General features: G+C 36.7%; 22 protein-coding genes and 2 pseudogenes. 11 read left to right on the top strand and 13 right to left on the bottom strand.

The window, feature by feature from the left end; all coding sequences use genetic code 11:
• Nucleotides 1–280: 280 nt before the first annotated feature.
• The 5 genes from CWATDRAFT_RS13120 (at nt 281) to CWATDRAFT_RS13105 (ending at nt 5,022) form a co-directional block, all read left to right on the top strand.
• A complete protein-coding gene (locus tag CWATDRAFT_RS13120; protein WP_007305481.1) occupies nt 281–1,477 on the top strand; it encodes an ABC transporter ATP-binding protein in 1,197 nt (398 codons plus the stop codon).
• Between the two features lie 179 nt (nt 1,478–1,656).
• On the top strand, nt 1,657–2,361 hold the full coding sequence (locus tag CWATDRAFT_RS13115) for a sulfotransferase domain-containing protein (protein WP_007305482.1): 705 nt from the start codon (nt 1,657–1,659) through the stop codon (nt 2,359–2,361).
• Nucleotides 2,362–2,460: 99 nt separating this feature from the next.
• Nucleotides 2,461–3,372: a hypothetical protein gene (locus CWATDRAFT_RS13110; RefSeq protein WP_007305483.1), complete on the top strand. Its 912-nt coding sequence runs from the start codon at nt 2,461–2,463 to the stop codon at nt 3,370–3,372.
• 13 nt (nt 3,373–3,385) lie between these two features.
• Complete coding sequence (locus CWATDRAFT_RS31740) at nt 3,386–4,207, top strand: sulfotransferase family protein (RefSeq protein ID WP_007305484.1); 822 nt, start codon at nt 3,386–3,388, stop codon at nt 4,205–4,207.
• Nucleotides 4,186–5,022, top strand: a complete 837-nt coding sequence (locus CWATDRAFT_RS13105) for a glycosyltransferase family 4 protein (RefSeq protein ID WP_007305485.1) — start codon at nt 4,186–4,188, stop codon at nt 5,020–5,022. Before CWATDRAFT_RS31740 ends, CWATDRAFT_RS13105 begins: the two co-directional genes overlap by 22 nt.
• Before the next feature lie 161 nt (nt 5,023–5,183).
• On the opposite strand, the gene CWATDRAFT_RS13100 is transcribed toward CWATDRAFT_RS13105, so the two are convergent.
• Nucleotides 5,184–5,579 carry a hypothetical protein gene (locus CWATDRAFT_RS13100; protein WP_007303072.1) on the bottom strand — a complete coding sequence of 132 codons (396 nt, stop codon included), beginning with the start codon at nt 5,577–5,579 and terminating at the stop codon, nt 5,184–5,186.
• A gap of 79 nt (nt 5,580–5,658) precedes the next feature.
• On the opposite strand from CWATDRAFT_RS13100, the pseudogene CWATDRAFT_RS13095 reads away from it, so the two are divergent.
• A pseudogene (locus CWATDRAFT_RS13095) lies at nt 5,659–5,976 on the top strand (transposase); the annotation flags it as partial.
• A 131-nt stretch (nt 5,977–6,107) separates the two neighbouring features.
• Nucleotides 6,108–7,634 (top strand): IS5-like element ISCwa2 family transposase, encoded by a 1,527-nt coding sequence (locus CWATDRAFT_RS13090; protein ID WP_007305487.1) that lies wholly within the window; start codon nt 6,108–6,110, stop codon nt 7,632–7,634.
• Nucleotides 7,635–7,756: 122 nt separating this feature from the next.
• On the opposite strand, the gene CWATDRAFT_RS13085 is transcribed toward CWATDRAFT_RS13090, so the two are convergent.
• From CWATDRAFT_RS13085 to CWATDRAFT_RS13065, 5 genes are all read right to left on the bottom strand, one after another.
• Nucleotides 7,757–9,220: a carotenoid oxygenase family protein gene (locus CWATDRAFT_RS13085; RefSeq protein ID WP_007305466.1), complete on the bottom strand. Its 1,464-nt coding sequence runs from the start codon at nt 9,218–9,220 to the stop codon at nt 7,757–7,759.
• Nucleotides 9,221–9,231: 11 nt separating this feature from the next.
• The gene (locus CWATDRAFT_RS13080) at nt 9,232–9,732 is read right to left on the bottom strand and encodes an alpha/beta hydrolase (RefSeq protein ID WP_007305465.1); all 501 of its coding nucleotides are present in this window, start codon (nt 9,730–9,732) and stop codon (nt 9,232–9,234) included.
• A 164-nt stretch (nt 9,733–9,896) separates the two neighbouring features.
• Nucleotides 9,897–10,301, bottom strand: a complete 405-nt coding sequence (locus CWATDRAFT_RS13075) for a DUF2141 domain-containing protein (protein WP_007309436.1) — start codon at nt 10,299–10,301, stop codon at nt 9,897–9,899.
• Nucleotides 10,302–10,549: 248 nt separating this feature from the next.
• A complete protein-coding gene (locus tag CWATDRAFT_RS13070) occupies nt 10,550–10,762 on the bottom strand; it encodes a hypothetical protein (RefSeq protein WP_007305463.1) in 213 nt (70 codons plus the stop codon).
• 15 nt (nt 10,763–10,777) lie between these two features.
• A complete protein-coding gene (locus CWATDRAFT_RS13065) occupies nt 10,778–12,148 on the bottom strand; it encodes an IctB family putative bicarbonate transporter (RefSeq protein ID WP_007305462.1) in 1,371 nt (456 codons plus the stop codon).
• Nucleotides 12,149–12,335: 187 nt separating this feature from the next.
• On the opposite strand from CWATDRAFT_RS13065, the gene lpxA reads away from it, so the two are divergent.
• The gene (gene lpxA / locus CWATDRAFT_RS13060) at nt 12,336–13,163 is read left to right on the top strand and encodes an acyl-ACP--UDP-N-acetylglucosamine O-acyltransferase (RefSeq protein ID WP_007305488.1); all 828 of its coding nucleotides are present in this window, start codon (nt 12,336–12,338) and stop codon (nt 13,161–13,163) included.
• A gap of 95 nt (nt 13,164–13,258) precedes the next feature.
• On the top strand, nt 13,259–14,419 hold the full coding sequence (gene lpxB / locus CWATDRAFT_RS13055; RefSeq protein WP_007305489.1) for a lipid-A-disaccharide synthase: 1,161 nt from the start codon (nt 13,259–13,261) through the stop codon (nt 14,417–14,419).
• Between the two features lie 28 nt (nt 14,420–14,447).
• Here the strand turns inward: lpxB and CWATDRAFT_RS13050 are convergent, their stop codons facing one another.
• From CWATDRAFT_RS13050 to pheT, 7 genes are all read right to left on the bottom strand, one after another.
• Nucleotides 14,448–15,653 carry a class I SAM-dependent methyltransferase gene (locus tag CWATDRAFT_RS13050; protein ID WP_007305461.1) on the bottom strand — a complete coding sequence of 402 codons (1,206 nt, stop codon included), beginning with the start codon at nt 15,651–15,653 and terminating at the stop codon, nt 14,448–14,450.
• A gap of 425 nt (nt 15,654–16,078) precedes the next feature.
• Nucleotides 16,079–16,723, bottom strand: a complete 645-nt coding sequence (locus CWATDRAFT_RS13045; protein WP_007305460.1) for a Uma2 family endonuclease — start codon at nt 16,721–16,723, stop codon at nt 16,079–16,081.
• A gap of 100 nt (nt 16,724–16,823) precedes the next feature.
• Nucleotides 16,824–17,750: a CHAT domain-containing protein gene (locus CWATDRAFT_RS35835; RefSeq protein ID WP_268742293.1), complete on the bottom strand. Its 927-nt coding sequence runs from the start codon at nt 17,748–17,750 to the stop codon at nt 16,824–16,826.
• A gap of 137 nt (nt 17,751–17,887) precedes the next feature.
• Nucleotides 17,888–18,478 (bottom strand): hypothetical protein, encoded by a 591-nt coding sequence (locus CWATDRAFT_RS13035; RefSeq protein WP_042711494.1) that lies wholly within the window; start codon nt 18,476–18,478, stop codon nt 17,888–17,890.
• The gene (locus tag CWATDRAFT_RS13030) at nt 18,475–19,116 is read right to left on the bottom strand and encodes a transposase (RefSeq protein ID WP_007303151.1); all 642 of its coding nucleotides are present in this window, start codon (nt 19,114–19,116) and stop codon (nt 18,475–18,477) included. The genes CWATDRAFT_RS13035 and CWATDRAFT_RS13030 overlap by 4 nt, the downstream gene beginning before the upstream one ends.
• Nucleotides 19,117–19,180: 64 nt before the next feature.
• Entirely contained in the window at nt 19,181–19,762 is a 582-nt protein-coding gene (locus CWATDRAFT_RS13025) for a helix-turn-helix domain-containing protein (protein ID WP_007303150.1), read from the bottom strand.
• 334 nt (nt 19,763–20,096) lie between these two features.
• Nucleotides 20,097–22,538, bottom strand: coding sequence for a phenylalanine--tRNA ligase subunit beta (gene pheT / locus CWATDRAFT_RS13020; RefSeq protein ID WP_007305457.1), 2,442 nt, complete (start codon nt 22,536–22,538; stop codon nt 20,097–20,099).
• A gap of 154 nt (nt 22,539–22,692) precedes the next feature.
• Here pheT and CWATDRAFT_RS13015 point away from each other — a divergent pair, with 154 nt between their 5' ends.
• Together CWATDRAFT_RS13015 and CWATDRAFT_RS13010 are read left to right on the top strand one after the other, a co-directional pair.
• Nucleotides 22,693–22,890, top strand: a complete 198-nt coding sequence (locus CWATDRAFT_RS13015) for a hypothetical protein (protein WP_042711493.1) — start codon at nt 22,693–22,695, stop codon at nt 22,888–22,890.
• 27 nt (nt 22,891–22,917) lie between these two features.
• Nucleotides 22,918–23,611: pseudogene (locus CWATDRAFT_RS13010) on the top strand (IS66-like element ISCwa4 family transposase); the annotation flags it as partial.

The raw sequence follows: 23,611 nt of genomic DNA, 5'->3' as shown, positions 1-23,611 counted from the left end.
AATAATTTTTTTGGAAAAATGAGTGATTGATTTATCTTCTCATCTTTGTCTAATTCGGGTTGATTTTAACTTAAAATCTGACAACAGACTGTTGGTTGGGGAAATCTGCGATCGCTCTGTTCAAACCCACTTCCTGTAAGGCTTCTGTGTTTGGCGATCGCAGATTTTGTGAGAAATTCGGGTAATCTATAGCTATGTTGTTTAGAAAAATTCTAAATTTTAAATAAACATCATTCTAAATTTGAATCTGACAATCTATCTATAAGGGGATTTTGCGTATATGGCTGATGAGGTGCTAATTAAAGTTGATAATGTTTCAAAAAAATTTTGTCGTGATCTCAAACGCTCTTTGTGGTATGGGGTTCAAGATATCATGTCAGAAGCCACTGCCCGTAAGTATGATCACGAACTTAGAGAAGACGAATTTTGGTCAGTCAATGATGTTTCTTTTGAGTTGCGTCGAGGGGAGTGTTTAGGGTTAATTGGACCAAATGGGGCTGGAAAAAGTACCCTCTTGAAAATACTCAATGGACTAATTAAACCCGACAGAGGAAGAATTGAACTTCGGGGGAGAATATCCGCACTAATTGAATTAAGTGCTGGATTTAACCCGATTTTAACAGGTAGAGAAAATATATATGGCAGGGGAGCCGTTTTAGGATTCACCAGTGCAGAGATTGACAAAAAACTAGATGCCATTATTGACTTTTCTGAGCTAGAAGAGTTTATTGATACACCAGTAGTCAATTATAGTTCTGGGATGAAAGTTCGTTTGGGGTTTGCTGTAGCATCCCAGATGGAACCCGATGTCCTTTTATTAGATGAAGTCTTAGCTGTTGGAGATGTGGGCTTTCGAGCTAAGTGTTTTAACAGTATCTATAAGATGATGGAAAATGCTGCAGTAGTTTTGGTCTCTCATAGTATGCCCCAAATTAACCGAGTTTGCTCTGATATTTTGGTTATGAATCATGGACAGCCTGTCTTTCAAGGAAAAGATGTACCTAAGGGAGTTGATAAATTTTATTCTTACTTTCAAGGAGAAGAAAAAGGTATTGTAACTGGGAGTGGTCGAGCAATTATTCATGATATAGAATTAGAGAGCAATGGGGAAAAAGGTATTCAGGAAATCAATTATTTAGATGAATTAATACTTCATATTCATGCTACGATAGACCCTGATATTAAGTATCCCAGTGTAGGAGTTACAATTTTAGGTCAAGAGCTACAAAATATTGTACAGTCAAACTCGGCTTATCATGGGGTAGAAATTTGTAATTCAGGAGAAGAAATGGAGATTATTTTGAACTTAGGTAGAATTAACCTAAATCCTGGGAAGTATTCTCTAGCATTAAGTATTCAATCAGAATCTGTCGGAGAGGTACTGGTCAAATGTTACAATTATAAAAGTTTTAGAATCATTGGTAACTTCTTTGGCTACGCATTTGTTCAAATTCCTGGAGATTGGGAAATTAAATAAAAAGTTAGAGGAAAATTAGAGTGAGTTTACTTAAACTTGATAGACTAAAACAAAAGATAACTGGAATATTTGTCAATGATTCTAGTCCAGAAGAATTGCCAAAACGTAGAGCTAAGCATCAATGTTTTAGACATAGTGATATATTTTTAGTGTCCTATCCTAAAAGCGGAAATACTTAGATGCGATTTTTAATCGCTAACTTAACAAAACCAAGTGATTTAGTCTCCTTTGAGAATATAAATAAAATCATTCCTGACTTATACAAAACTTCTACCCAAGAACTTCAAGAGTTACCAGATCCAAGAATTATAAAAAGCCATGAATGTTTTGATACCAGATATAAAAAGGTAATCTATATAGTGAGAAATCTATATAGTGTATCTGTATCCCTTTACCATCACCTAATAAAGTACAAAAGAATTTCTCAAGAGCTTGAGTTCAAAGAGTTCCTTCAAGATTTTTTACAAGGTTTTCGTGAAACGACGATAAGTGAGTGGTATAGGAACTTAGGCAGTTGGTCAGAGAATGTTACAAGCTGGTTAGATAGTGAAGATTATGCTAGCGGGGATTTTTTGCTCATCAGGTACGAGGATTTAATGCTCGATCCGTTGCAAGAAATGTCGAAAGTGAACCGTTTTCTATCAAAAGGTGCCGATGATGTCCAAATTCAAGAAGCGATTCAAAAAAGTAACTTCAAGTCTATGAAAAATATTGAAAATAAACAGAAAAATGTAGGTATGCTAGCAGAAACAAACAGTAATATACCATTTATCAGGTCAGGAAATTTAGATGAATGGGAGCAGTATTTTGATAAAGAAAGTATTAATTTAGTCAACGTTAAATTAGGCAAAGTTATGAAGAGACTAGACTATGAGACATACTAAATGAGCCGAAATATTCCTCCCCTCAATCAGATTAATCAACTTAGTATTAAGTGATGTTTACATAAATAGAATTGCTAAGACATTTTTAATTTAAAGTATATGCTTAAAATTGCGCACATTATTAATCCGGTTGCTGTAAATGAATCATCAGATTTGTTTATTGCTCAACCAGTCACATTTGAAACTATGCTTGCTGCTCAGAGTTATGCTAAGTCACATGACATAGAAGTACAGCTTTTCACCACTCAGTTTCCTGAAGACCGTCACATAATACCTCAAGGGTTTAATATTGCACCGGATCTAGATAAGTCCGTTCTTGATTATGGTGACTTTCAGGTTCAACGCAAACTGCCTCTAATTAAAGATATTATGGATAGGCTGTTTTATGAAGCAAGTGATGCAGACTTTCTGATATACACTAACGTTGATATTGCTGTGATGCCGTATTTTTACACTTCTATTCTTCAAATTATTGAAGAAGGTTATGATGCTTTTGTAGTCAACAGAAGAATTATTTCTAAAAACTATTCCTCGCCAAAAGATATCCCTTTAATGTACAGTCAAGTAGGAGAAAAACATGCTGGACATGATTGTTTTGTCTTCAAGAGAGATGTGTACAAAGACTATCAACTTGGTTCCACTTGTATTGGCGCACCTCTAATTGGCAAAGTATTTTTACTCAACCTAATTTGTAATGCTAAAAAATTCCAAGAATTCACCAATCTTCATCTTACTTTTCACATAGGCAATGATGAGATTTGGAAGTCTTCTTCTTCTTTAGAATATAGTCAACATAACTTACATCAGTTAAGACAAGTATACCAGCATTATCAAGAACAAGATGCAATTGTAGAGCATCCTTTAATTGCTCAGGCAATATATGATAAATTCATTATCAATTCAGAGGAAAAAATTAATGCGCATCTTCACAAAAAAGTGCCTGGAGTACAAAAACAAACTGACCATAGTTTAATCAAAAGAATAAAAAAACAGTTCAAATCATTTTTTTAGAGGATCTAATCGAATGTCTTTGCCTTTGTTTATAATTGGAGTGCCTCGTTCTGGGACAACACTACTAAGAATCATGTTAGATTCTCATCCTAACTTAGCCGTCGGACCAGAATGTCCGTGGACAGCTAGTAGTTACGGCAACATAACTTCTTTTAAAGATTTATATCATTCTTTGGTCGAAGATAAACGTGGCCCAGTTGTTAACTTTAGTGGATTATCAGAGGAAGATATAGCTTCAATTTTAGGAGAAGCATTTGCTAAAATTTTAAATTCTTATGCTCAAGCAAAAGGTAAAAAAAGATGGTTAGAAAAAACCCCTGATCACATCACTGAAGTTCCCTTTCTTGTCAAATTATTTCCAAATAGTAAATACATCCATATAGTTCGCGATGGTCGAGATGTAGCTTGCTCATCCTATAAAGAAAAAGAGACCTGGGGAAAAAATTTAAACCTCTCAAACTCCCGAGGAAAAATTATAAATACCCGTTTGAATGCGCTGAAAAGATGGTGTTTATGGATAAAACAATTTGAAAAATGGCAGCAAGAATATGAACTAAATGTTTGTCAAATTCGTTACGAAGATTTAGTTAAAGAACCTCGTATGGTTTTGGAAAAAGTTCTTTCTTTCATAGATGAACCTTGGTCAGACGATGTTTTGAGTTACGGAAAGAAAAAACACGATATTCCTGACTGGGAAGCAGGTTCCCGCGATGTTTCACAAACATCTCAGATTACAGAAAAAGGAGTGGGACAATGGCAAAGTAAATTTACTAATACTGATAAACGGCAGAAATCAAAACTATTGTCAAAAGTTTGCGATGGCATCCTAGTTTAATTCATATAACTTATGTTGAAAATCAACTAGGAATTTTACAAAATTGGAAAGGCCGTTTAGCTTGTAAAATTATTGGCACATCCCACCAACCCGCAGGATGGTGGCGTTTAGTCCATCGAAATACCCAAAATCTTGCTAATTTAGATGCTTTGATAGTGGTTGGGAGTCGGGAGGTTGAATATTTTGAGAAGTATCTACCTGGAAAAGTTTTTTTTATTCCTCATGGGGTTGATACAGATTTCTTTTGTCCCTCAGAAGAAAAAAATACTGCTAAAGATACGATTAGATGCGTTTTTTCAGGTCAATATTTACGTGATATGGATACATTATCTAAAGTAGTTGATAACGTCTTGAGCATGGACAAAAGCATACCGTTTGATCTAATCTTTCCCAGAAAAAGACGAAATATGAAAGATCCGACATTAATGAGATTAGCACGTCATGAACAAGTTCATTGGTATGCTGATATTTCAGAAAAAAGATTACGAGAAATCTATCGCAATGCTAGATTGCTGATTTTGCCTTTTATTCATTGTACAGCTAATAACTCCTTACTGGAGGCAATTGCCTGTGGTTTACCAGTGGTTTCTAATGATGTCGGTAGTATTAGGGATTATGCAAAAGATGAATTTGCTGATCTGTTGCCTCCTGGAGATGCAGATGGAATGACAGAGGCTATTTTTCGCTTAATCAATAACCCAGAAGAAGCCAGAAAAAGAGGTCAAGCAGCCCGTTTATTCGCTGAAAAACACTTAAATTGGGAAATTATAGCCAATCAGACCATGAGTGTATATAATAAAATTATCGAAAATTAACTATTTAAAAAATTAGGAATTAAATGATTGGACTTTGGATAAAAAACAATTGTTAGCGTAAATTTTACGCTAAACATATCTCCAGAGCTAAAATAGAGAATTAAGGTGATTTTAAAAACTCTCTTTCCATCTTTTTAGGGGATTTTAAATATTAAATAGCTTCATTCAGTTTCGGTTCCAATATAGATATCTAAGTAGCTTTCAGTTAGAGATTGAATGACTCGTTCTAATTCATCAATGAGATTTCTTCTAGTGAGTTTTTCTACAGCATCAATATGAGCAGAACTTCCGGCTCGTCCTAAATATTTATATTTGGTTTTTTTCTCATTATTAGTGGCCATAGGAAAAATTGATTCAGCAGCCTGTAGTTTATAATACCAGTAGATTGTTCCCTTTCCATTAACCTGATAACGAATAATATGACAATTAGCTGGTGCTACTTCCCCTTCCCGTTCAATTTTCTTTATTTTCTGTTTAAGAGAGCGAATTAGACTCTTAATTTGTTTGGCTCTCAGGTGGACATCTTGACTGGTCTTAAGTTCGGAATGTGATGACATTAGCCTTAACTGTAACAAGCAACCTCTTTTGATGTTAGCGTATATATTCCGCTAATTTATAAGGTAATAAATTTTAAAAATGACCAAAAATGAAACGGCTACGTCTGTCGAGGAATTCCTGGTGTGGAGGTCTAACCTCTTCCAAGGACTAAAAGCTAGAAAAGAAACTATTATAGAATTACTCGAGGCCCTCTCCAGTAACCAACAAGCTCACTCAGTCGTTGAATTGTCTCTCAATCCTTTATTTAGAAGAGATTATAACAGTTTATATAGAGGAATTCAAGAGTTTTTACCCACTCAAACTGACCCTAATTATGAACAGAGAATTGAGACTTTATTTTCAGCGGTATCGAGAACAATTCCTCCCACTTCAAAACATTATAACTTATTTGGGGTTTGCTGAATAAAAGCAAAACCCTATTCTTTAAAAGGTTACACCCATATTCGCGATCGCAAAAAAGATCAGCTTTATCGGCTACAAACCGCTATAATTGGTAGAAACACCTCCCAGTTGTTGGTCAAGAACAAATGTATCGAAAAGAGGAGCAACCTTTACCGCCCCCAGAAAAATTTGAATTACCTTTCGAGGGCAAATTGTCCCCCAATAATCGTTGGGTAATCATGGCAGAGTTGATACCTTGGGATGATTTTGAGGAAGAATATGCTAAACTTTTTTCAGCAGAAAAAGGTGCGCCAGCCAAACTATTTAGAATGGCATTAGGGACATTAATTATTAAGGAAAAATTAGGAACAAGTGATAGAGAAACTATAGAACAGATTAGAGAAAATCCCTATCTACAATACTTTATAGGTTTAAATTGTTATCAACAAGAGCCACCACTGGAATCTTCAATGCTAGTTCATTTTAGGAAAAGAATTGATGGAGAATTGATAAACAAAATCAATAAAAAAATAGTAAAAAGAGAAATAGACAAGAGTGATAAAGAAGTAAAAAAAAAGGATTGTCTCCAAGAAAAAGGAGAAAAAATAAAAAATAAAGGTAAACTAATTTTAGATGCGACTTGTGCGCCAGCAGACATCAAATACCCAACGGATTTAGGCATATTAAATCAAGCCAGAATTGAGACAGAAAGAATAATAGATAATCTTTATAAACCATTAAGAGTGAAATTGAGAAAAAAGCCGAGAACTTCTAGAAAAATTGCTAGAAAGGAATACTTAAAAGTAGCTAAAAAACGAAAATTATCTTATCAAGAAAGAAGAAAAGCTATCGGGAAACAGTTAAAATACCTTAAGAAAAATTTAGGAAATATAGAAGACTTAATTCAAGCTGGGGCTTCCCTGGAAAATCTGAGTAAAAGACAGAAAAATTGTCTAGAGACTATCAAAAAAGTTTATGAACAACAACAGTCAATGTGGGAGAATAAGACCCAGAGTGTTCCTCAAAGAATTGTAAGTTTAACTCAACCGCATATTCGTCCAATAGTGAGGGGAAAAGCAGGAAAACCAATAGAGTTTGGAGCTAAACTCTCAGTAAGCTGTGTAGATAACTATGTGTTTCTAGACAAAATAAGTTGGGAAAACTTCAATGAATCTTGTCATTTAAAAGAACAAGTAGAAAAGTATAAAGAAACGTTTGGCTATTATCCCGAATCCGTCCATGTAGATAAAATTTATCGAACTAGGGAAAACAGAAATTGGTGTAAGGAAAGAGGGATAAGAATCAGTGGTCCGAAGTTAGGAAGACCTCCGAAAAATGTCAGTGAAGAAGAAAAGAAACAAGCCCACTCCGATGAATGCTTCCGTAATGCTATTGAGGGAAAGTTTGGACAAGCTAAACGAAGATTTAGCCTAAATCTCGTGATGACAAAACTCCCTGAAACCTCCATTACATCTATTGCTATTACATTTTTAGTTGTCAATCTTTCTAAACTTCTGAGGCAGTTTTTGTCGCTTTTTTTGTCCTTATTTACTAATAATAGAACAGGGGCACTCATCAAACCGCCTTTCATTAATTTTGATTATACTTTCAACAATTTTTATGTACTAAAACTTATTGATTTGTTAGAAAATTCTTGGTCAAAAGTGGCATAAATTTTGGAGAAACTTTTTCAGCAAACCCTAACTATTAATTAAATATCCTTTCAGTTTTCAGGGAAAAGATTTCTCATCTTTTCCCTTTTGTTTTATTTGTGAGCAAATCATTTTATTGACTGCTATAAATTAGCAATCCAATTACCATGAAAACCACCAGGAACACGAACTGGTAAATGAACCGTCGCTATGGGGTCAGATTCAAAGTTTTTTGGATCAATAATTACAAAATCACTGGTATTAGTATTTTCATTATAAACAAAAGTAACTACATAACCATCTAATTCGGATTGACCCTTTGTACTGGGAATAAACGCTGCTTCACCTCCATAACATCCTGGTTTAAATTGATGGATTTTATTAGTTTTCTTCACTAGATCATACTGCACAAGAGAGGGTGATAGATTAGGAATTTTTTTGCGAGACGATAATTCAATATCGTAATAAGATGTATAACCAAACTGGTAATTTTTGCCTAGATAATTTTGATTAATAGCAGGTAATTCCACAAAGCGATCATCTAAATCTTCAAATTCCATTCCATGGGTTTGTAAATTTATAGTTAATCTTCGCAGATTAGATTTATGAGTTAACATAGTTTCCCAGTTATTTTCTGCCTGTATTTTAGGATAAGCTATAAAATCTATAAATATTTGATTATCGGTTTCAAAACTATTCAGAAAATGCCAAGTCCAAAAAGCATCGGTTTTTAGATAAATGGGTTTTTTAGCAAAATTATGTCGATCTACTAAAATAATCGTTGTTCCTTCTTCTTCTTGCCAAACAAAAGGAATACTATTATTTCTAGCATTGGTCATACTAAACACCAATGGACAGTTAACAAAGATAATATAATTTTCAGTGATTGCCATATCATGAATCATAGTTGGTTGCGGAATATCAATGGCCAATTCTCTAATTATATTATGATTCCTATCGGCAACATAATAATGTAAATAAGGGGTATTGAAAAAAGAATAACGATAAAAATGCAATTCTCCCGTGTTAGGATCAATTTTGGGATGGGCGGTCATTGCTTGTTCTAATTCATGGTTAAAATCCCATTCTCCTATGGTTTCTAAATTTTTATTGACTTCATAAGGTAAACCGATCTCGTATAATGCTAATAGTTTATTTCCATGAGAAATAATGTTAGTATTAGCATAATTTTTAAACTTTAATTCTGTTAATTGTTGTCCTTCAAACATTTCATAAGCAAGGCCACTGGTTTGAATCCAACGGTTTTTATAAATCACTTCTCCCTTGTTAAAATAAACCCCGTGCAACATCCCATCTCCCTCAATAGGATAACTATAAGATTCTGGTTTAAACATTGGGTTAGGTCCATTTCTAACATACATTCCCTCTAATTCTTTAGGAATATTACCCGATATTTTAAAATTAGTAATCTCCACTTCTTCAAACACAGGTGCATTAATTCCCTGTAAAAAAATATTATTACTCTTCCAACTTTTATAGGATTTATACTGTTTATAAATAGGAGTCGATTGACTAGGTAGTTGATGGGAAGCGATCGCTGTCATCGCTGCTAGGGATGATTGAATTAAAAACTGTCTTCTTTTCATGATAAATTCCTTTAAAATTGACTATTTTGCATCATTTTTGTAGCAAGTTCTGTATCAATAGACATTCCTTCTGTGGGAAATGCTTTCATAATATCGATCGCTGTCCATCCTTCTTCTGGTTGATTAATCGCTGCTGAAATTAACGCTCCACGAATGGCATAAAATCCGTTATGATTCGGATGGGTACTAAATATTTCTCCCATACTTTTTAATAAGTCTTCCATCAGCGGAGTTTTCAATAATCTAGAAAACTTCACTCCATTTATTTTGTGTCTTTTTCGTAAAGTTTCTCGTAATTCCGTTAAGTTTTTTTCATCAAATTGACTGGCAAAAAATGCAAACTCTTTGGTAATTCTTCCTTCCTCAGCATAAATTTCTAAAGACTCCACAGACAAAGGAAACTTTAACGGACCATAAATAAAATATAGAGTTTCTGCACTTAAAACAGGTCGAGGTATTAAGGGAATCAACGCGAAAGAAATTCCTAAGCAAATACGAGTTAAATAATTCATTATTTGTATAAAAAGTTACTGTTTTTAGTTAACCTTTAGGGTCTCTGTTAACTTGTTGAGTGTAAAGTAATTTTTAGGGTTGACCCCTATTTAATAAGGAAAATTTAATACATAAAAAAACAACCATAAGTTATGGTTGTTTTGAGAGTTTATATGTTAGGAATTTACAGTAGAGAGCGTAATTGGATAGAAATTCGAGTATTTTTACCTACTACTAAAATCGCTGATTCACCGAACTTAGGGGGGCCGGTTGTAATGACTGGGTTACTAGAAAAGCCGAATTTTTCCGTAGGAATTCCTAGAAAATTGCGATTAAGTTCCTCATCTTCATTATCGTCCCAGAAAACGGCCACTGCGTAGGTTTTCGGTTCTAAATTATCAAACGTGACTTCTAATAATTTATCGGTGACTTTAACACATTGGGTGTTAACCGCGTCATCTTTACTATTGGGAAACCCTTTTCCACTGGAAAAGAGACTAAAGCAGACTTGTCCTTTGGTGTTGCTTAAACCCTCAACCTCAACCGTCAGGTTACTGCTTAGAGTAGCATTTGCTGGTTGATGTAACATTAAAACTGTCCCTGTGGACAAGAGTAGATTAGTTAGCAGATAAGAAGATTTCATTACTATTTTTGAAAATGTTAACAATAGAATTGACGAAAAGTATTATTTCAAGATTGGGAGATCCTGGAGTCGTTACGAATCTTTATATTATCTTAAGATAACCCTGAATCGAGGAAATGACAAGTAATTAAAAACAATGTAAATCATCTAAAATAATCTATATTAGAGTAATTTAGGAGTATTTTAGAACTATACTAGGGTTTAAATACATCATCCTCAATTCCTACCCACCATTCTCCCAATTTCATTAATTCTTGGTGTAACTCAGATAATTTTTCTAAATACTCCTCAGATGAGAGATTATGACGATTTTCTGCTAATTTTTTGAGTCTCAACTGTATCAACAACCAGGGTTGTGATATTTTGTCTGTTTCTTCGATATATCGGGCTAATTCTTCGCTGTTCATAATTTAATTAAATGTTCATTGTTCATTGTTAAGCGGTTGGTATTGACTAGCGACTAAAGCAACCATAAACCACCATAAAGTATTAACTTGGGGACGATACCAAACCGTATCAAACAACCCTTGGGCCATTAATCCGGCCATAGCAGCGATCGCAGCTATTAACCACATACCAGCAGGATTATTTTTATCCCGTAACCGTTGAATTTGTTGTACACCTTGATTAACGGTAATAACCAGTAACCAGACAAAAATACTTAAACCAATTAAACCAGTTTCCACTGCTGTTTCTAACAAGACAGAATAAGCACTTAAGGCACTATATTTAGGACTCATATAAAGAGGATAAATCTTATTAAAAGCAGCATTCCCCGGACCAATACCAATCAAAGGGCGATCGCGAATCATATCTAATACCGCCATCCAAACATTAATGCGAAAATTATTACTACTATCTTGTCTCCCCACAAAGATACTCATAACCCTGATTCTTAAAGAGTCAACAGACATAATAGCAGCGAACATTAAACCACCTAAGATGCCAAATACTAAAGGTAATAACCACTTACGCCAAAACGGGGATAAATTGTTTTTAAACCAAACAAAAAATAGTAACAAAAATGCTCCTACCAAAGCAATCATTGCGATCCAACCGCCACGACTTCCTGTAAAATAAAGACAGGCAGTATTAACCAAAGTAATAGTAATCGCTAAAAGTTTAGGTACTAAACCTTGCCAAACAAAAAAAGCAGCAACACCCAAAGCGATCGCAGGTAAGAGATAAGCAGATAATAAATTAGGATTACCCAAATAACTATAAACCCTAGTAGCACCAGCTAATTCTGAGGTAGGATCGTTCCAGGTAGCCAATTGTTCCACCCCAAAAATTTGTTGTCTGATACCATAAGAACCTACTACTAAACCAATACCTAAAACCACCGTAATCAACCAATTGGTTAACCGAGGCGATCGCAAAATTCTGGCACAAAATACAAAGAATACCAAATACAAAGTTAACTTAATCAACCCCGAAAAAGCGGCAGCTTTGACAGGAGATAAGGCCACCGCAACAGCAGAAACTCCCCAATAAAGAAATACAAATAAATGAATAGGACTAAACCCAGTTTTTTCCGTATCAGATAAAGTTAAAATGCCCCAATAACCTGTAATAGCAATTAACCAAACCCCGAGCAAACCGGTAGTAATAAACGGACCAAAAATAAAAATAAGACTAATTAATAAAGCGCCGATCGCCTCACCAAACCGTAATAAAAAGCTAGAAGATCGCCAAGGAGACAATAAACCGACTACACGGTAGAGATAACTGGCGTTGAGCCAGGTTTTCGGTGAAAAGTAAGAGAGGGTAATGAGATCCCAGGTTGAATTCATGAAACCTTACCAAGAAAGATTAGTTGTTAGTTATTGTGGATCAAACTTTGGTCAACCGATAACTAAAGCAGTTACTCCTAAGCAGAACCCAAAATCAAGAATTTACGTCATCATACATTAATTGTCCCCAATTCTCCTTTCCCTGTTCCCTAAAAAAGCTTTATTGTGTACCCTATAACTAAATTCTATGCTGACCTATCCAAAGGGAGATAACCCGTTGACTACGCTAATACATCCTACTGCTGTCATTCATCCGAATGCACAAATTAATCCCACAGTGGAAGTAGGCCCCTATGCTGTCATTGGTGATCAGGTGAAAATAGGCGCACAAACGACCATTGGACCCCATGTGGTGATCGAAGGACCCACAGAAATTGGCAAAAATAACCGTATTTTTCCCAGTGCAGTGATTGGTTTAGAACCCCAGGATCTTAAATATAAAGGGGTTCCCAGTGGTCTAAAAATAGGTGACGGTAATACTATCCGTGAGTTTGTCACCATTAACCGTGCCACAGAAGCCGATGAACTCACCGAAATTGGCAATAATAATCTATTGATGGCTTATGTTCATGTTGCCCATAACTGTGTCCTTGAAGATCATCTCGTCATTGCTAATGCCGTTGCTTTAGCTGGCCATGTTCATATCGAGTCTAGGGCCGTTATTGGCGGTGCTTTGGGGGTTCATCAGTTCGTCCACATTGGCCGTAATGCCATGTTAGGGGGTATGAGTCGTATTGATCGTGATGCCCCTCCCTTTATGATGATCGAAGGCAACCCCTCAAGAGTGCGATCGCTCAATTTATTGGGGTTAAAACGGGCGGGACTCACCACGGAAGATATAGGGTATCTAAAAAAGGCGTTTCGTCTCTTGTACCGTTCTGATCTCACCTTACAACGGGCCCTAGAAGAGTTAGCCAACTTCGATAACAACCAATACAGCCAATATTTACGTCATTTTCTGCAACTGTCCAGTACAGGAGAACAACGACGGGGCCCTATTCCAGGGAATAAATAAAACATCAAAATTTAAGGCTGTTTTTCTTGAAAACAGAGATTAAAAGCTGAATTAATCCATCATCCATCCATAGTTATACGCTTACAGAAGAAGTTATGCAGATTTTTATCAGTACAGGAGAAGTTTCAGGGGACTTACAAGGATCAATGTTGGTGGAGGCACTCTATCGACAAGCAGAGCAACAAAATATTCCTTTAGAAATTTTGGCCTTGGGGGGCGATCGCATGGCGGCGGCCGGGGCGAAGTTATTGGGAAATACCGCTAGTATTGGCTCTATTGGTATTGTTGAGGCTTTACCTTTTATTATTCCTACTTGGTTAATGCAGCGTCGAGTTAAAACTTATTTACGGGATAATCCTCCAGATGTGTTAATTTTGTTGGATTATATGGGTCCCAATGTGGCTTTTGGCAAATATGCCCGTAAATATTTACCCCATGTTCCCATTATTTATTATATTGCCCCTCAATCTTGGGTTTGGGCCCCCAATAATAAAACCATTGAACAATTTGCGGAAATTACTGATATTTTATTGGCTATTTTTCCTGAAGAAGCGAGATTTTTTGAGAAAAAAGGTGTAAATGTTAAATGGGTGGGTCATCCTTTATTGGATAGAATGGCTGAGGCCCCTACTAGAGAAGCTACCCGTCAAGCGTTGGGAATAAAAGAAGATCAGCCTGTGATTGGGTTATTTCCTGCTTCTCGTTACCAAGAGTTAAAGTATCATTTACCGTTAATTTGTAAGGCCGCACAGAAAATACAAGAGAGGGTTCCTGATCTTCATTTTCTCTTGCCTGTTTCTTTACAAGAATATCGTGACACCATCGAAGAAATGGTTAAACAATACGATTTATCTATTACTTTGTTTGATGGACGAGCTATAGAAGTTATGGCCGCTGCTGATTTTGCTATTGCTAAATCGGGAACGGTTAATTTAGAATTGGCTTTATTAGATATTCCTCAATTAGTCCTCTGTTTGGTTAATCCTTTAACTATGTGGATCGCTCGGAATATTCTTAAGTTTTCTATTCCTTTTATGTCTCCTCCTAATTTAGTTGTTATGGACGAAATTGTGCCAGAATTGTTACAAGAAGAAGCAACTATTGACCGCATTGTGGATGAATCGGTAGACTTATTATTAAACCCTAAACGTCGTCAAAAAACCTTCACCGACTATGAAGAAATGCGTACCCTTTTGGGAGAAGTTGGGGTTTGCGATCGCGTGGCTAACGAAATTTTACACTATCAAAAGCAATAGAAAACCCTATGGTCAAAAAATATTCAAATTAATTACTATTTGGAGTTAGAATAATTAACTGTTTTTGTTGCAGCGATCGCACCATTTCTAAGTCGGCAGAAACCTGGTTTAAAATGTCTTTAACCTTTAATTTTCCGTCACAACCTTGCATAAAATTATATTCAGCATCACTTAAACTAACTTGTTGATAATCATAATTCAAGAAACTTTGACTAGGCCAACCGTAGGAACAAGGATGAACTTCAGCAATAGCAGATAATAAGGTTTCATCCTCTGACCAATCTATCTTAACTAAAGGAGGTTTTCCTAAGAAAAATTCGTAATGAGTAATGTTCTCTGGATCGAGTAATTCAGTCAGTCTATATCGTTGGCGATCGCTTAATTTTTCCCCCCTTTTCATCAAGTCTTCTGACTCTCCAATTAACCTTTTTAAGTCCCAATATTGGGGGTTAGAAAAGCCAATAAATTCTAATCCCGATGCTTCGATTAATTCAAACAAAGTATCAATATTATAATCAGTTTCTTGGGGGTGAACATACATATCCGCAAAGGATTCATCCCGATGGTTTTCTAAACACCATTTTTCTTTTTCTCGCTTGACAAGTCGGTTATTTTCTGGTAAAGAATCAAATATTTTTCTACCCACAAAAACCCCATCTTTATAGTCCCCTTTGGTTTCAGTTTGTAGGAGAGAAATAGCTTTTTGCATCAGTTGAATTTCCCATCTTCCTAACTCTGCATAGACAAAAATATGAAATATTCCACCAGGGGCTAATTTTTTGGATAATGCTTTAATTCCTGCCATGGGATCGGGTAAATGGTGCAACACTCCCACACAGTTAATTAAGTCAAATTCACCCTCAATTTGATCGGCATTTTCTAGGGGTAAATGATGGAAAGAAATGGGATGATTATGGTTAGTTGCAACTCCTGATTGTTGAGATCGTTTTTGAGCAATTTCTAGAGCTTTTTCACTAATATCAACCCCCACAATTTCAGCGTGAGGATTTAATAATATCAAGTATTCTGTTCCCACTCCTGTACCACATCCTGCGTCTAAAATACGGATGTTTTCTCTTTCTGGTTTTCTCCCTGTACAAAAGTTATAGGCAGCGATCCAATTCCATCGCCAATTATATCCTGGAGGGGGTTCATCTAATAAAGGTTCCGGGGGAAAAGGATAGGTATTATATAGTTGTTGAACGGCTGCACTTTCAGGAGAAAACTTAGTCATACAATTAGAGAAAAAGCGAGTTAAACTATCAAAACTAATTCATACTTAACTATTATCTCATCAAACGATCCCGACAATCTTATTAAAATCTTAAGATGGTTAGGGCTTTTTTATCAGGCTTTGTACAGTCTTCTAGACTGTGTTACTAAAAGACTTGCTTTTTAGAAAAGTTTGTGTAAAAATTAATAATGAAGATTAATAATAGAAATATAGCCTTATCAAAACAAAAAAACTCTATTTCCCATTATAAAACAGTATATCATAAAAGTTGACCTGGTGGATCATTGCAGCTAACCTATTTATAGCGTTTCTCGGACTCATGAGGTACACTCCAAATTCCTACCTGTTGCCTGTTGCCTGTTGCCTGTTGCCTAAAGCTAAAAAATACTGTACCTCACAAGGATGGGAACTGCTATATGATTGTTTTAATTCGATTGAAATGTTTGAAGTAACCAGCGACTGACTTCTGAGTGATTCTTTTCTCTACTTTTTTGTAAAGCTTGAACTAAAATATCTATTTCTAAGTTAGGTAATATTTGAGATTGGGTAATTCTTTTACTGCCTTTATCTTCTATTTTGAAAGCAATAATATTGATATTTTTTACATCAACTATCCAATACTCTTCTACTCCAAAATCTTCATATAAAAGACGTTTTTCTCCTTTATCATCGGCAAGGGAAGTATTAGCGACTTCAATAACTAGATTGGGGGATGGATAGATAGTTAAGTCAATAACACCAGTGCCATAAGGAATAATATCAGCATTATTTCCAATATAAAAAGATAAGTCAGGTTGTGCTTCTTTGACTCCTATTTTACGATAACTACAAGCATCATGACCATTTAAAGGGATATTTTTTATTGCAGCATAGATGTGAATAGCATAATTAATAATAGAGTGGTCTTTTGAGTGATCATTTCCTAATGGTGTAATTTCAATTCTTGCTTTTTGGTTGTAATAATAAAACTTGGCTTTTTCGTAGGATGAATCATCCCATAATTGTGAAAATTCATCCCAAGCTAGATTAATCCAACTATCGGTTATTATTTTAGTTTCTGTGGTAATCATGGCATGACTGAATAATTTTAAATGAAACGGTGGGTTACGACGGATTTTTATGTTCTCGTTACAACCTAAATTATGGCCGTCTAACCCACCCTACACTAACCTACTGGATGGGATCTGATTCACCGACAAGGATAAAACCGGCCCAGTTGACGGGATCGGGGTTAGTTTTCATGGTGCTTAACATGGCTTGGCGTAAGGCTTGGGCTTTATTTTGTCCTGTTTGTAAGTTTTTATGGAAGTCGATCATTAATTCAGAGGTTGCTGCATCCGGAACCAACCATAAGGACATTACCACACTGGGGACTCCGGCAGCGATGAAGGGGCGAGAAATGCCCACAATACCATCACTGGTGATTTCTCCTAAACCTGTCTCACACGCGCTTAAAACCACTAAATTCGCTTGTAGATCCAAGCCGTAGATTTCTCCATCTCGTAAAAAGCCGTCATTGCTGCTGGAAGAGGCAAACACTAAGCTTGTGGGATCTCCATGAGTGGCAAGGTGGATGATGTCTGCATCTTCTATATTGTTTTTAACCCGCCATTCCGTTGCCCTTTCTCCAATAAGGGGAGTTGTGTCCAATAATTCGGCGATCGCATAAGCTTCTTGTTGGGTTCCTGGTAAGGCAGCAAGACGTTGATTATTGTTACCTCTAGGCATTTCTGGGTTGCCAACAATTAAGGCTGTTTGAGAAGTTTTAGGGGTTTGTTTGGCTTGTTGTTGGGCGGTAAATTTTAATAGTTGGATGGAGGGGGCAACTCTCAGGGTATGATTTTCAATGAGGTATTGATTATTGTTGTTTTTTAGTGCAGCAAAAGGAACTTTAAAGAGTTCCCCGTCTGGAATAATAACGATTTCTTCCTCTGGGTTGCTGGGTAAATGTTTGGCGATGGGATCGATTAATATTTTGTGCAGTTGTTGTAAACAGTCGTCATCTTTATGACAGGTTCCTTCTTTTAAGTTTTCGGTAACTTCTTGGCTATTTCTTCCTCTAACTGTGGCAAAGGTATTATTAGAAAGATCGGCAATGGAACCATCAATATTATAGTTAACGTTGGTAGCAACGGGATTATTTTGGGGGATAAAGATGGTTGTTGCTGTTGCAATAGCTGTTAGGGTTAGTCCTGCGATTAAATAGGGTTTTCGGTTACGGAGGAAATATACTGTTAAACCTGTACCGATGATGAGGATAAGGATAGGAATAATGGGAAGATTAGCACCAGAAACTGATTTTTTTGGTTGAGATTAACGTTAGCAAAGTGAACTTCTCCCGTTGGTTTAACTACCCAGATATATACTTTTGGTTCGTATTCTTTATCTAGGCTAAGACTTTTAGGGGTAGAGTATTTGACTAATGTTGCATTTTGTTCTTTGGCAATAGCTTTTATTTCATCAATATTTATAGATGATTTTTGATCTTTGCTGATAGAATAAGACAGAACACGAGTGCGTCCATATTCGGCAACCTCTAAAGCATCTATGTATTGTTTTTCGTCAAGTCTTAATTCCATTAATCCTTCAGTAAATAATGAATCAACTGTCCCCATTAAGTGTCCTTCCCATAGTCCACTATAATGATTTCCGTCTATATTGAATAAATTTTCTACTGTTTGCTCCCATGATGATAAATCATTCATTTCAGCATATAAAAATTCCTGATACGCCTTCTTTTTTCTACCTTGTTTAAGATATGAAAATCCTAATCCCGATCTAAATGAAGCACTAGTGCAGCTTAGCAAAAATAATCCACCAGTCACTTATGATCTTTAAAGCCCTTAAATTTCCAAACGAACGGCTTAGCAAAATGTTGATTAAAGTAATCAATAAAATTGAGAATTTTTTGGGATAGTTCTTCAGTTGAACGGACAGTAATTCTTTTGAGTAAACGCCTGACTAAGATCGAAAACCAACACTCAATTTGATTAAGCCACGATGTATGTTTGGGAATATAAACAAAGCGAATTCGATGAGATTCATCTGATAAAAAATCTGCTCTGCTGTCCATAGATTGCAAAATCCCCTCCTTTCCTTTTCTCCCCAAATCAATAGTAATTCCACAGCTTTCTGCTACTAATTTGACTAAGCTTTCCGATTTATGAGTGTTGAGTTGATCTACAATAAAAATCCATTCTGCTTTTTCATCAATCTTAATCGTTCTCTGGATATGTTCAGAAAAATCTTGTTCTGTTCTTGTCGGTCCAATAGAGGGACTAACAACTTTTCCTCTTGCCACATCCCAGTTCGCAATCAAGCTTAAAGTTCCGTGTCTTTCATATTCAAATTCGATTTTTTCTACTTGTTTAGGCTTGATTCTTTTGTTCGGAAATAATCTCTCAAGAGCTTGAATCCCTGTCATTTCATCTGTACTAATTAAATGAATTCCTTGTTCTAACAAAGTTTTAGCTTCTTGATGAAGTTCACAGATATATTTGACTTGCTTTTTAAATTTTAAGGGATCATCAATTTTGGCATTTAACCAGTAACGAACGAGATGTGGTTGTAATGTCGCTTCTTTTTAAAAAACGCCCCACACTACGGGGGGAAATCTTTTCGACAATTCCTCTTTTTATGGCTTCATCCGCCAACTCTGAAGGTGTCCAATGGCTCACTGGTCTGTCTGATTTTTCACATTCTTCACAAGCGATCGCTACAATCTGGACTACTTGTTCGACCGTAAAGGATTTTGTTGTTCCAGGTCTTGGGCGATCGCTTAAAATTCCTTTGATCAAGACCATTAATGCTTTCTCCGTTACCTGTTGTTCTTCGGCGGCACTCAGTTTTTCTCTCTCCTCAAACCATCGCGATCGCCACTGACGCACTTGTACTCGGTCTAATTCTAATCTTCGACTAATCGAACTATTGCTCTCTCCTGATGCTGCGGCTAAGATTAGCTTGGCTCGTCTAACAAGGCGATAGGGGTTTGTTGTCCCTCTCACTATTTGTTGGAGTACTGTTTTCTGTAGGTTGGAGAGGTTAATTGGCAATGCTTTTATCATGGACATCAACTTCGAGATTCTTCCGTTAGTTTCATTGAAACACATTGTCGTGGCTGGTCACGAAAGTTTCTGTAAAAATCTGGTGGATTACTTTCGCCAAGCTGCACTAGTGTAAAAGATTTGATCATTATTTTTACTTAAATAAATTTACGAGTAGTTATATTGTAGCTATTTGTTTTAGATTTTCAAGAGAAGTTATACTTTTGAATATATTACTCGGTTAAAAGTCCTTATAATGGGAAAATTATTGCCATATTGAAAGTAATTATTTTCAATTTAGTTAAAACTGTCTCATTTTTAAAACCACCCTAACTTTGTCCTAAGTTAAAGTGGTTTGAGGTAAAGGAAAGATTTTTGAGATTGAAGTTAAACCCCGTTTTTAACTCCGCAAAGTAACAGCAAACTGTTTAACTAATGCTTTGCGAATCTTGTCATGAACCGGTTCAACATCTTCATCGGTTAAAGTGCGATCGCCGGAACGATAGGCTAAACTAAAGGCTAAACTTCTTTGTCCTTCGGGAACATTTTGCCCTTGATAATCGTCAAATAATTCCACCCCTGCTAACAGTTTCCCTCCTGCTTTATTCATGGTTTTGGTTAAGTTAGCAACGGGAACATCAAGAGAAGCAAAAAAGGCTAAATCTCTTTCCACCGCAGGATAACTAGAATAACTTTGGAAATGAGGGGTTAATAAGCTATCTCGGTTAAGAACTTTCGATAAACAACGAAAGTCTAACTCAAAAGCATACACTTCATCCATTAAGTCTTTTTCTTGTCGCAGTTGGGGATGAATTTGCCCAAAAATACCCAATTTTTGCCCTTGTAACCATAAAGCGGCCGTTCTTCCAGGTTGTAATCTTTCATCTTCACTATCTTGTCGATACTCTACCGATACCCCTAAGCGTTGAAAAACCCTTTCTAGGATACCTTTTGCTTCAAACCAGGACATGGGGTTAGCTTTACCGCTTCTCGTCCAACGACCTTGGGGTAATAAGTCGCCCCCCATGATACCAGCTATATTATCCCATTCAGCGATCTCTCCGTCAATCTTGCGGAAAATACGTCCTATTTCAAAGCCATTTAAGGCGCCGTTTCCTTGGGACTGGTTATAGGCAAAAGCGTCGATGATACCGTCTAAAAGATTGGTTCTCAGGGCGGAATATTCAGCAAATAAAGGGTTACTTAAGAATACTTCTGCTTTTTCTGGTTTAACCAAAGAATATTGTACTAATTCTGTTAAACCAACTCCTCGGAATACCTCTCTTACCTTCCGTTGGGTTTGATATTCAATAGAAAGTCCACCAGCTTCCGTTTTATCAGGAAGTTCATCACAGAAGCGATCGTAACCATAGAGACGGGCCACTTCTTCTATCAGGTCAATTTCTCGTTCTAAGTCACGATAACGATAAGAAGGAATAGTTACTGACAAAACTGTATTTTCTCCTGAAACTGGGGTTAAAGTACAACCTAAGTCGCTTAAAATACGTTCTACGTCTTCTCCTGCAATATTGATCCGTTGTCCGTCTTTTTCCACGGGACCTAATACATGATGGATGCGATCTAAACGTAATTCTATAGATTCAGCAGATCGATCCGGACGATGATCACTCATTTTTTGAGTTACCGGGGTTCCTCCTGCCAACTCCGTAATTAAAGCGATCGCCCTTCTACAAGCTAATTCTAACTCAGATTGATTAATTCCCCGTTCATACCTTGCCGATGCTTCGCTGCGTAAACTTTGACTACGAGATGATCGACGGATGGTAACTTGTTCAAATAAAGCTGCTTCTAAAAGGATATTTTGAGTCTCCTCAGCAACTTCTGTTTCTTCCCCTCCCATAACACCAGCAAGGGCCACAGGGGTATCATTAGCAGTAATCAGTAGGTTAACTGGGTTTAACTTTCTTTCTTGGCCATCCAGGGTTTTCAGGGTTTCTGTATCCTTAGCAAAGCGTGCCCTTACAGTTAAATGATCTTTATTTCCTGCAACGGTTTCTAACTTCTGGCGATCGAAAGCATGAAGAGGTTGACCCCATTCCAATAAGACTAAGTTAGTAATATCCACCACATTATTAATGGGACGAACTCCAGCAGCTTCTAAACGTTGCTGTAACCAGTCGGGAGAAGGTGCAATTTTTACTCCTTCTATAATGGTTCCAATGTAGGTAGGACAAGCATTTCCGTCGCTGACTTCTACAGTTAAAGGATAAGTTTGTGGATCGCTTAAAGTAGTTTCAGGAGGTTGGGGAAGGTTTAACTCTCCTCCGGTTAATGCTGCTACTTCCCTGGCCACACCGATCATACTCATAGCATCGGCCCGGTTGGCAGTGGGGGAGATATCTAAAATAACATCATCTAATTCCAAAAATGGTCGAGCATCTGCCCCTAATTGTAGGTTATCTTCCTCAAAAATGTGAATTCCGGCTGATTCCTTGGCCAGTCCCACTTCTGCTAAGGAACAGATCATCCCTTCCGACTTAACTCCTCTGAGTTTGGCCGATTTAATTTTTAGGTCAATTTTCGGTAAATAGGTTCCCAATGTGGCGACAGGAACGTAAATATCTGCTTTAGCGTTGGGGGCCCCACAAACAATGGTAGAGGGGGTTTCTGCGCCAATATCCACTTGACAGACGCTTAATTTATCGGCGTTGGGGTGAGGTTGACGGTCGATAATTTTACCGATCACAACCCCATCGGCCCATTGACGACGATCTTCGATCTCATCTACTTCTAACCCGGCGATAGTCAAAAGATCGGCTAATGCTTCGGGGGTGAGGGTGACGTTAACGAGTTCCCGCAGCCAGTTAACGGAAATTTTCATAGTATTTTTATTTTTGTATGGTGCGATCGGTGGCCAAATTCTAGTTTACCAAAGGTCTGACCCAATATTATTTCATGGATAAGGTTTACATTCTATTTTCTCATCAGTAAGAATAAATAGCTATATTGGAAATGATCAGAAAAAAGCTATTTTTATGACTCTCAATCAGGCAACAGAAACTTTGACTGCTCAACTTAACCTTATTAAAGTAGAATTTAGAGAATTCTGTGTAGACAATTTTGTTCTGAGACAAATCGATGATATTTTTGTTAATGCAGGTTTTACCTTGCCAGAGGAAAACTTTTTAAGTGTAATTGCTCACCGCAATAAAGAATCTGTCTTGACAACATAAAGGTAAAATCGGGGATTTTTATGTATAGTGGGGGTTATGACCACAAATGCTACCATTGATTCAAAGCTAGTTAGAGCTATCGCCGATGAACAGTTGGCGAACAATGTCTTCATGATTGAGTGGCTAGTCAAGGCACAACAACAGTTATCTCTTCAACAAAGACTGATTGACCAGCAACAACAACAAATCTCTACACAACAGCAAGAAATTGAAAAATTGAAAGAAGAGAGAGATAAGCTAAAAAACCGTAACTCAAAAAACAGTTCAGTCCCCCCATCATCAGACCCACTAAAAAAGCCTTCTGACAAAAAGAAACGCAAAAAAGGATTTAAACGCGGACCAAAATATGACCACCCAGGGAAGACCCGTAATGGTTTTGGTCAGCCCGATAAGATAGTCCCTTTAGAACTAGAAAACTGTCCTGTTTGTGGGGGTTCAGTGGAACGAGATGAAGTAGTTCCCGAAAAAGTCCAGCAAGTGGCTGAAGTAGTAGACCAACCCATAGAAATCAGGGAATATCGTCGCGGATTCTATAAATGTCCTAGTTGTGGATGGTCAGATTACAGTCCTGTTCCATTGGGAGTTAAAGAAGGATTCCGTTATGGGGCGCGATTAAGTAGCATCGTGGGCTGGCTTGGCTATGGGGGTAATCTTACATGGCGTAAACAGGAACATTTTATAGAGTATGTCTTTGGCATTCCCATTTCTCAAGGGAGCCTTG

This window comes from Crocosphaera watsonii WH 8501 (genome assembly GCF_000167195.1).
Lineage (GTDB): Bacteria > Cyanobacteriota > Cyanobacteriia > Cyanobacteriales > Microcystaceae > Crocosphaera > Crocosphaera watsonii.
Note: the sequence above shows the minus strand (reverse complement) of the source record. Positions and strands in the feature narration are given on the sequence as shown.

Bases quoted from the DNA above. Each gene is read 5' to 3' on its own strand.
- CWATDRAFT_RS13070 (WP_007305463.1), bottom strand. From the start codon at position 10,762: ATGAACAGCGAAGAATTAGCCCGATATATCGAAGAAACAGACAAAATA.
- CWATDRAFT_RS13045 (WP_007305460.1), bottom strand. From the start codon at position 16,723: ATGATTACCACAGAAACTAAAATAATAACCGATAGTTGGATTAATCTA.
- lpxB (WP_007305489.1), top strand. From the start codon at position 13,259: ATGCAGATTTTTATCAGTACAGGAGAAGTTTCAGGGGACTTACAAGGA.
- CWATDRAFT_RS13085 (WP_007305466.1), bottom strand. From the start codon at position 9,220: ATGAAAAGAAGACAGTTTTTAATTCAATCATCCCTAGCAGCGATGACA.
- lpxA (WP_007305488.1), top strand. From the start codon at position 12,336: ATGCTGACCTATCCAAAGGGAGATAACCCGTTGACTACGCTAATACAT.
- CWATDRAFT_RS13090 (WP_007305487.1), top strand. From the start codon at position 6,108: ATGTATCGAAAAGAGGAGCAACCTTTACCGCCCCCAGAAAAATTTGAA.
- CWATDRAFT_RS13100 (WP_007303072.1), bottom strand. From the start codon at position 5,579: ATGTCATCACATTCCGAACTTAAGACCAGTCAAGATGTCCACCTGAGA.
- CWATDRAFT_RS13120 (WP_007305481.1), top strand. From the start codon at position 281: ATGGCTGATGAGGTGCTAATTAAAGTTGATAATGTTTCAAAAAAATTT.
- CWATDRAFT_RS13050 (WP_007305461.1), bottom strand. From the start codon at position 15,653: ATGACTAAGTTTTCTCCTGAAAGTGCAGCCGTTCAACAACTATATAAT.
- CWATDRAFT_RS13025 (WP_007303150.1), bottom strand. From the start codon at position 19,762: ATGTGTTTCAATGAAACTAACGGAAGAATCTCGAAGTTGATGTCCATG.
- pheT (WP_007305457.1), bottom strand. From the start codon at position 22,538: ATGAAAATTTCCGTTAACTGGCTGCGGGAACTCGTTAACGTCACCCTC.
- CWATDRAFT_RS13115 (WP_007305482.1), top strand. From the start codon at position 1,657: ATGCGATTTTTAATCGCTAACTTAACAAAACCAAGTGATTTAGTCTCC.
- CWATDRAFT_RS31740 (WP_007305484.1), top strand. From the start codon at position 3,386: ATGTCTTTGCCTTTGTTTATAATTGGAGTGCCTCGTTCTGGGACAACA.
- CWATDRAFT_RS13075 (WP_007309436.1), bottom strand. From the start codon at position 10,301: ATGTTACATCAACCAGCAAATGCTACTCTAAGCAGTAACCTGACGGTT.
- CWATDRAFT_RS13065 (WP_007305462.1), bottom strand. From the start codon at position 12,148: ATGAATTCAACCTGGGATCTCATTACCCTCTCTTACTTTTCACCGAAA.
- CWATDRAFT_RS13015 (WP_042711493.1), top strand. From the start codon at position 22,693: ATGACTCTCAATCAGGCAACAGAAACTTTGACTGCTCAACTTAACCTT.
- CWATDRAFT_RS13080 (WP_007305465.1), bottom strand. From the start codon at position 9,732: ATGAATTATTTAACTCGTATTTGCTTAGGAATTTCTTTCGCGTTGATT.
- CWATDRAFT_RS13110 (WP_007305483.1), top strand. From the start codon at position 2,461: ATGCTTAAAATTGCGCACATTATTAATCCGGTTGCTGTAAATGAATCA.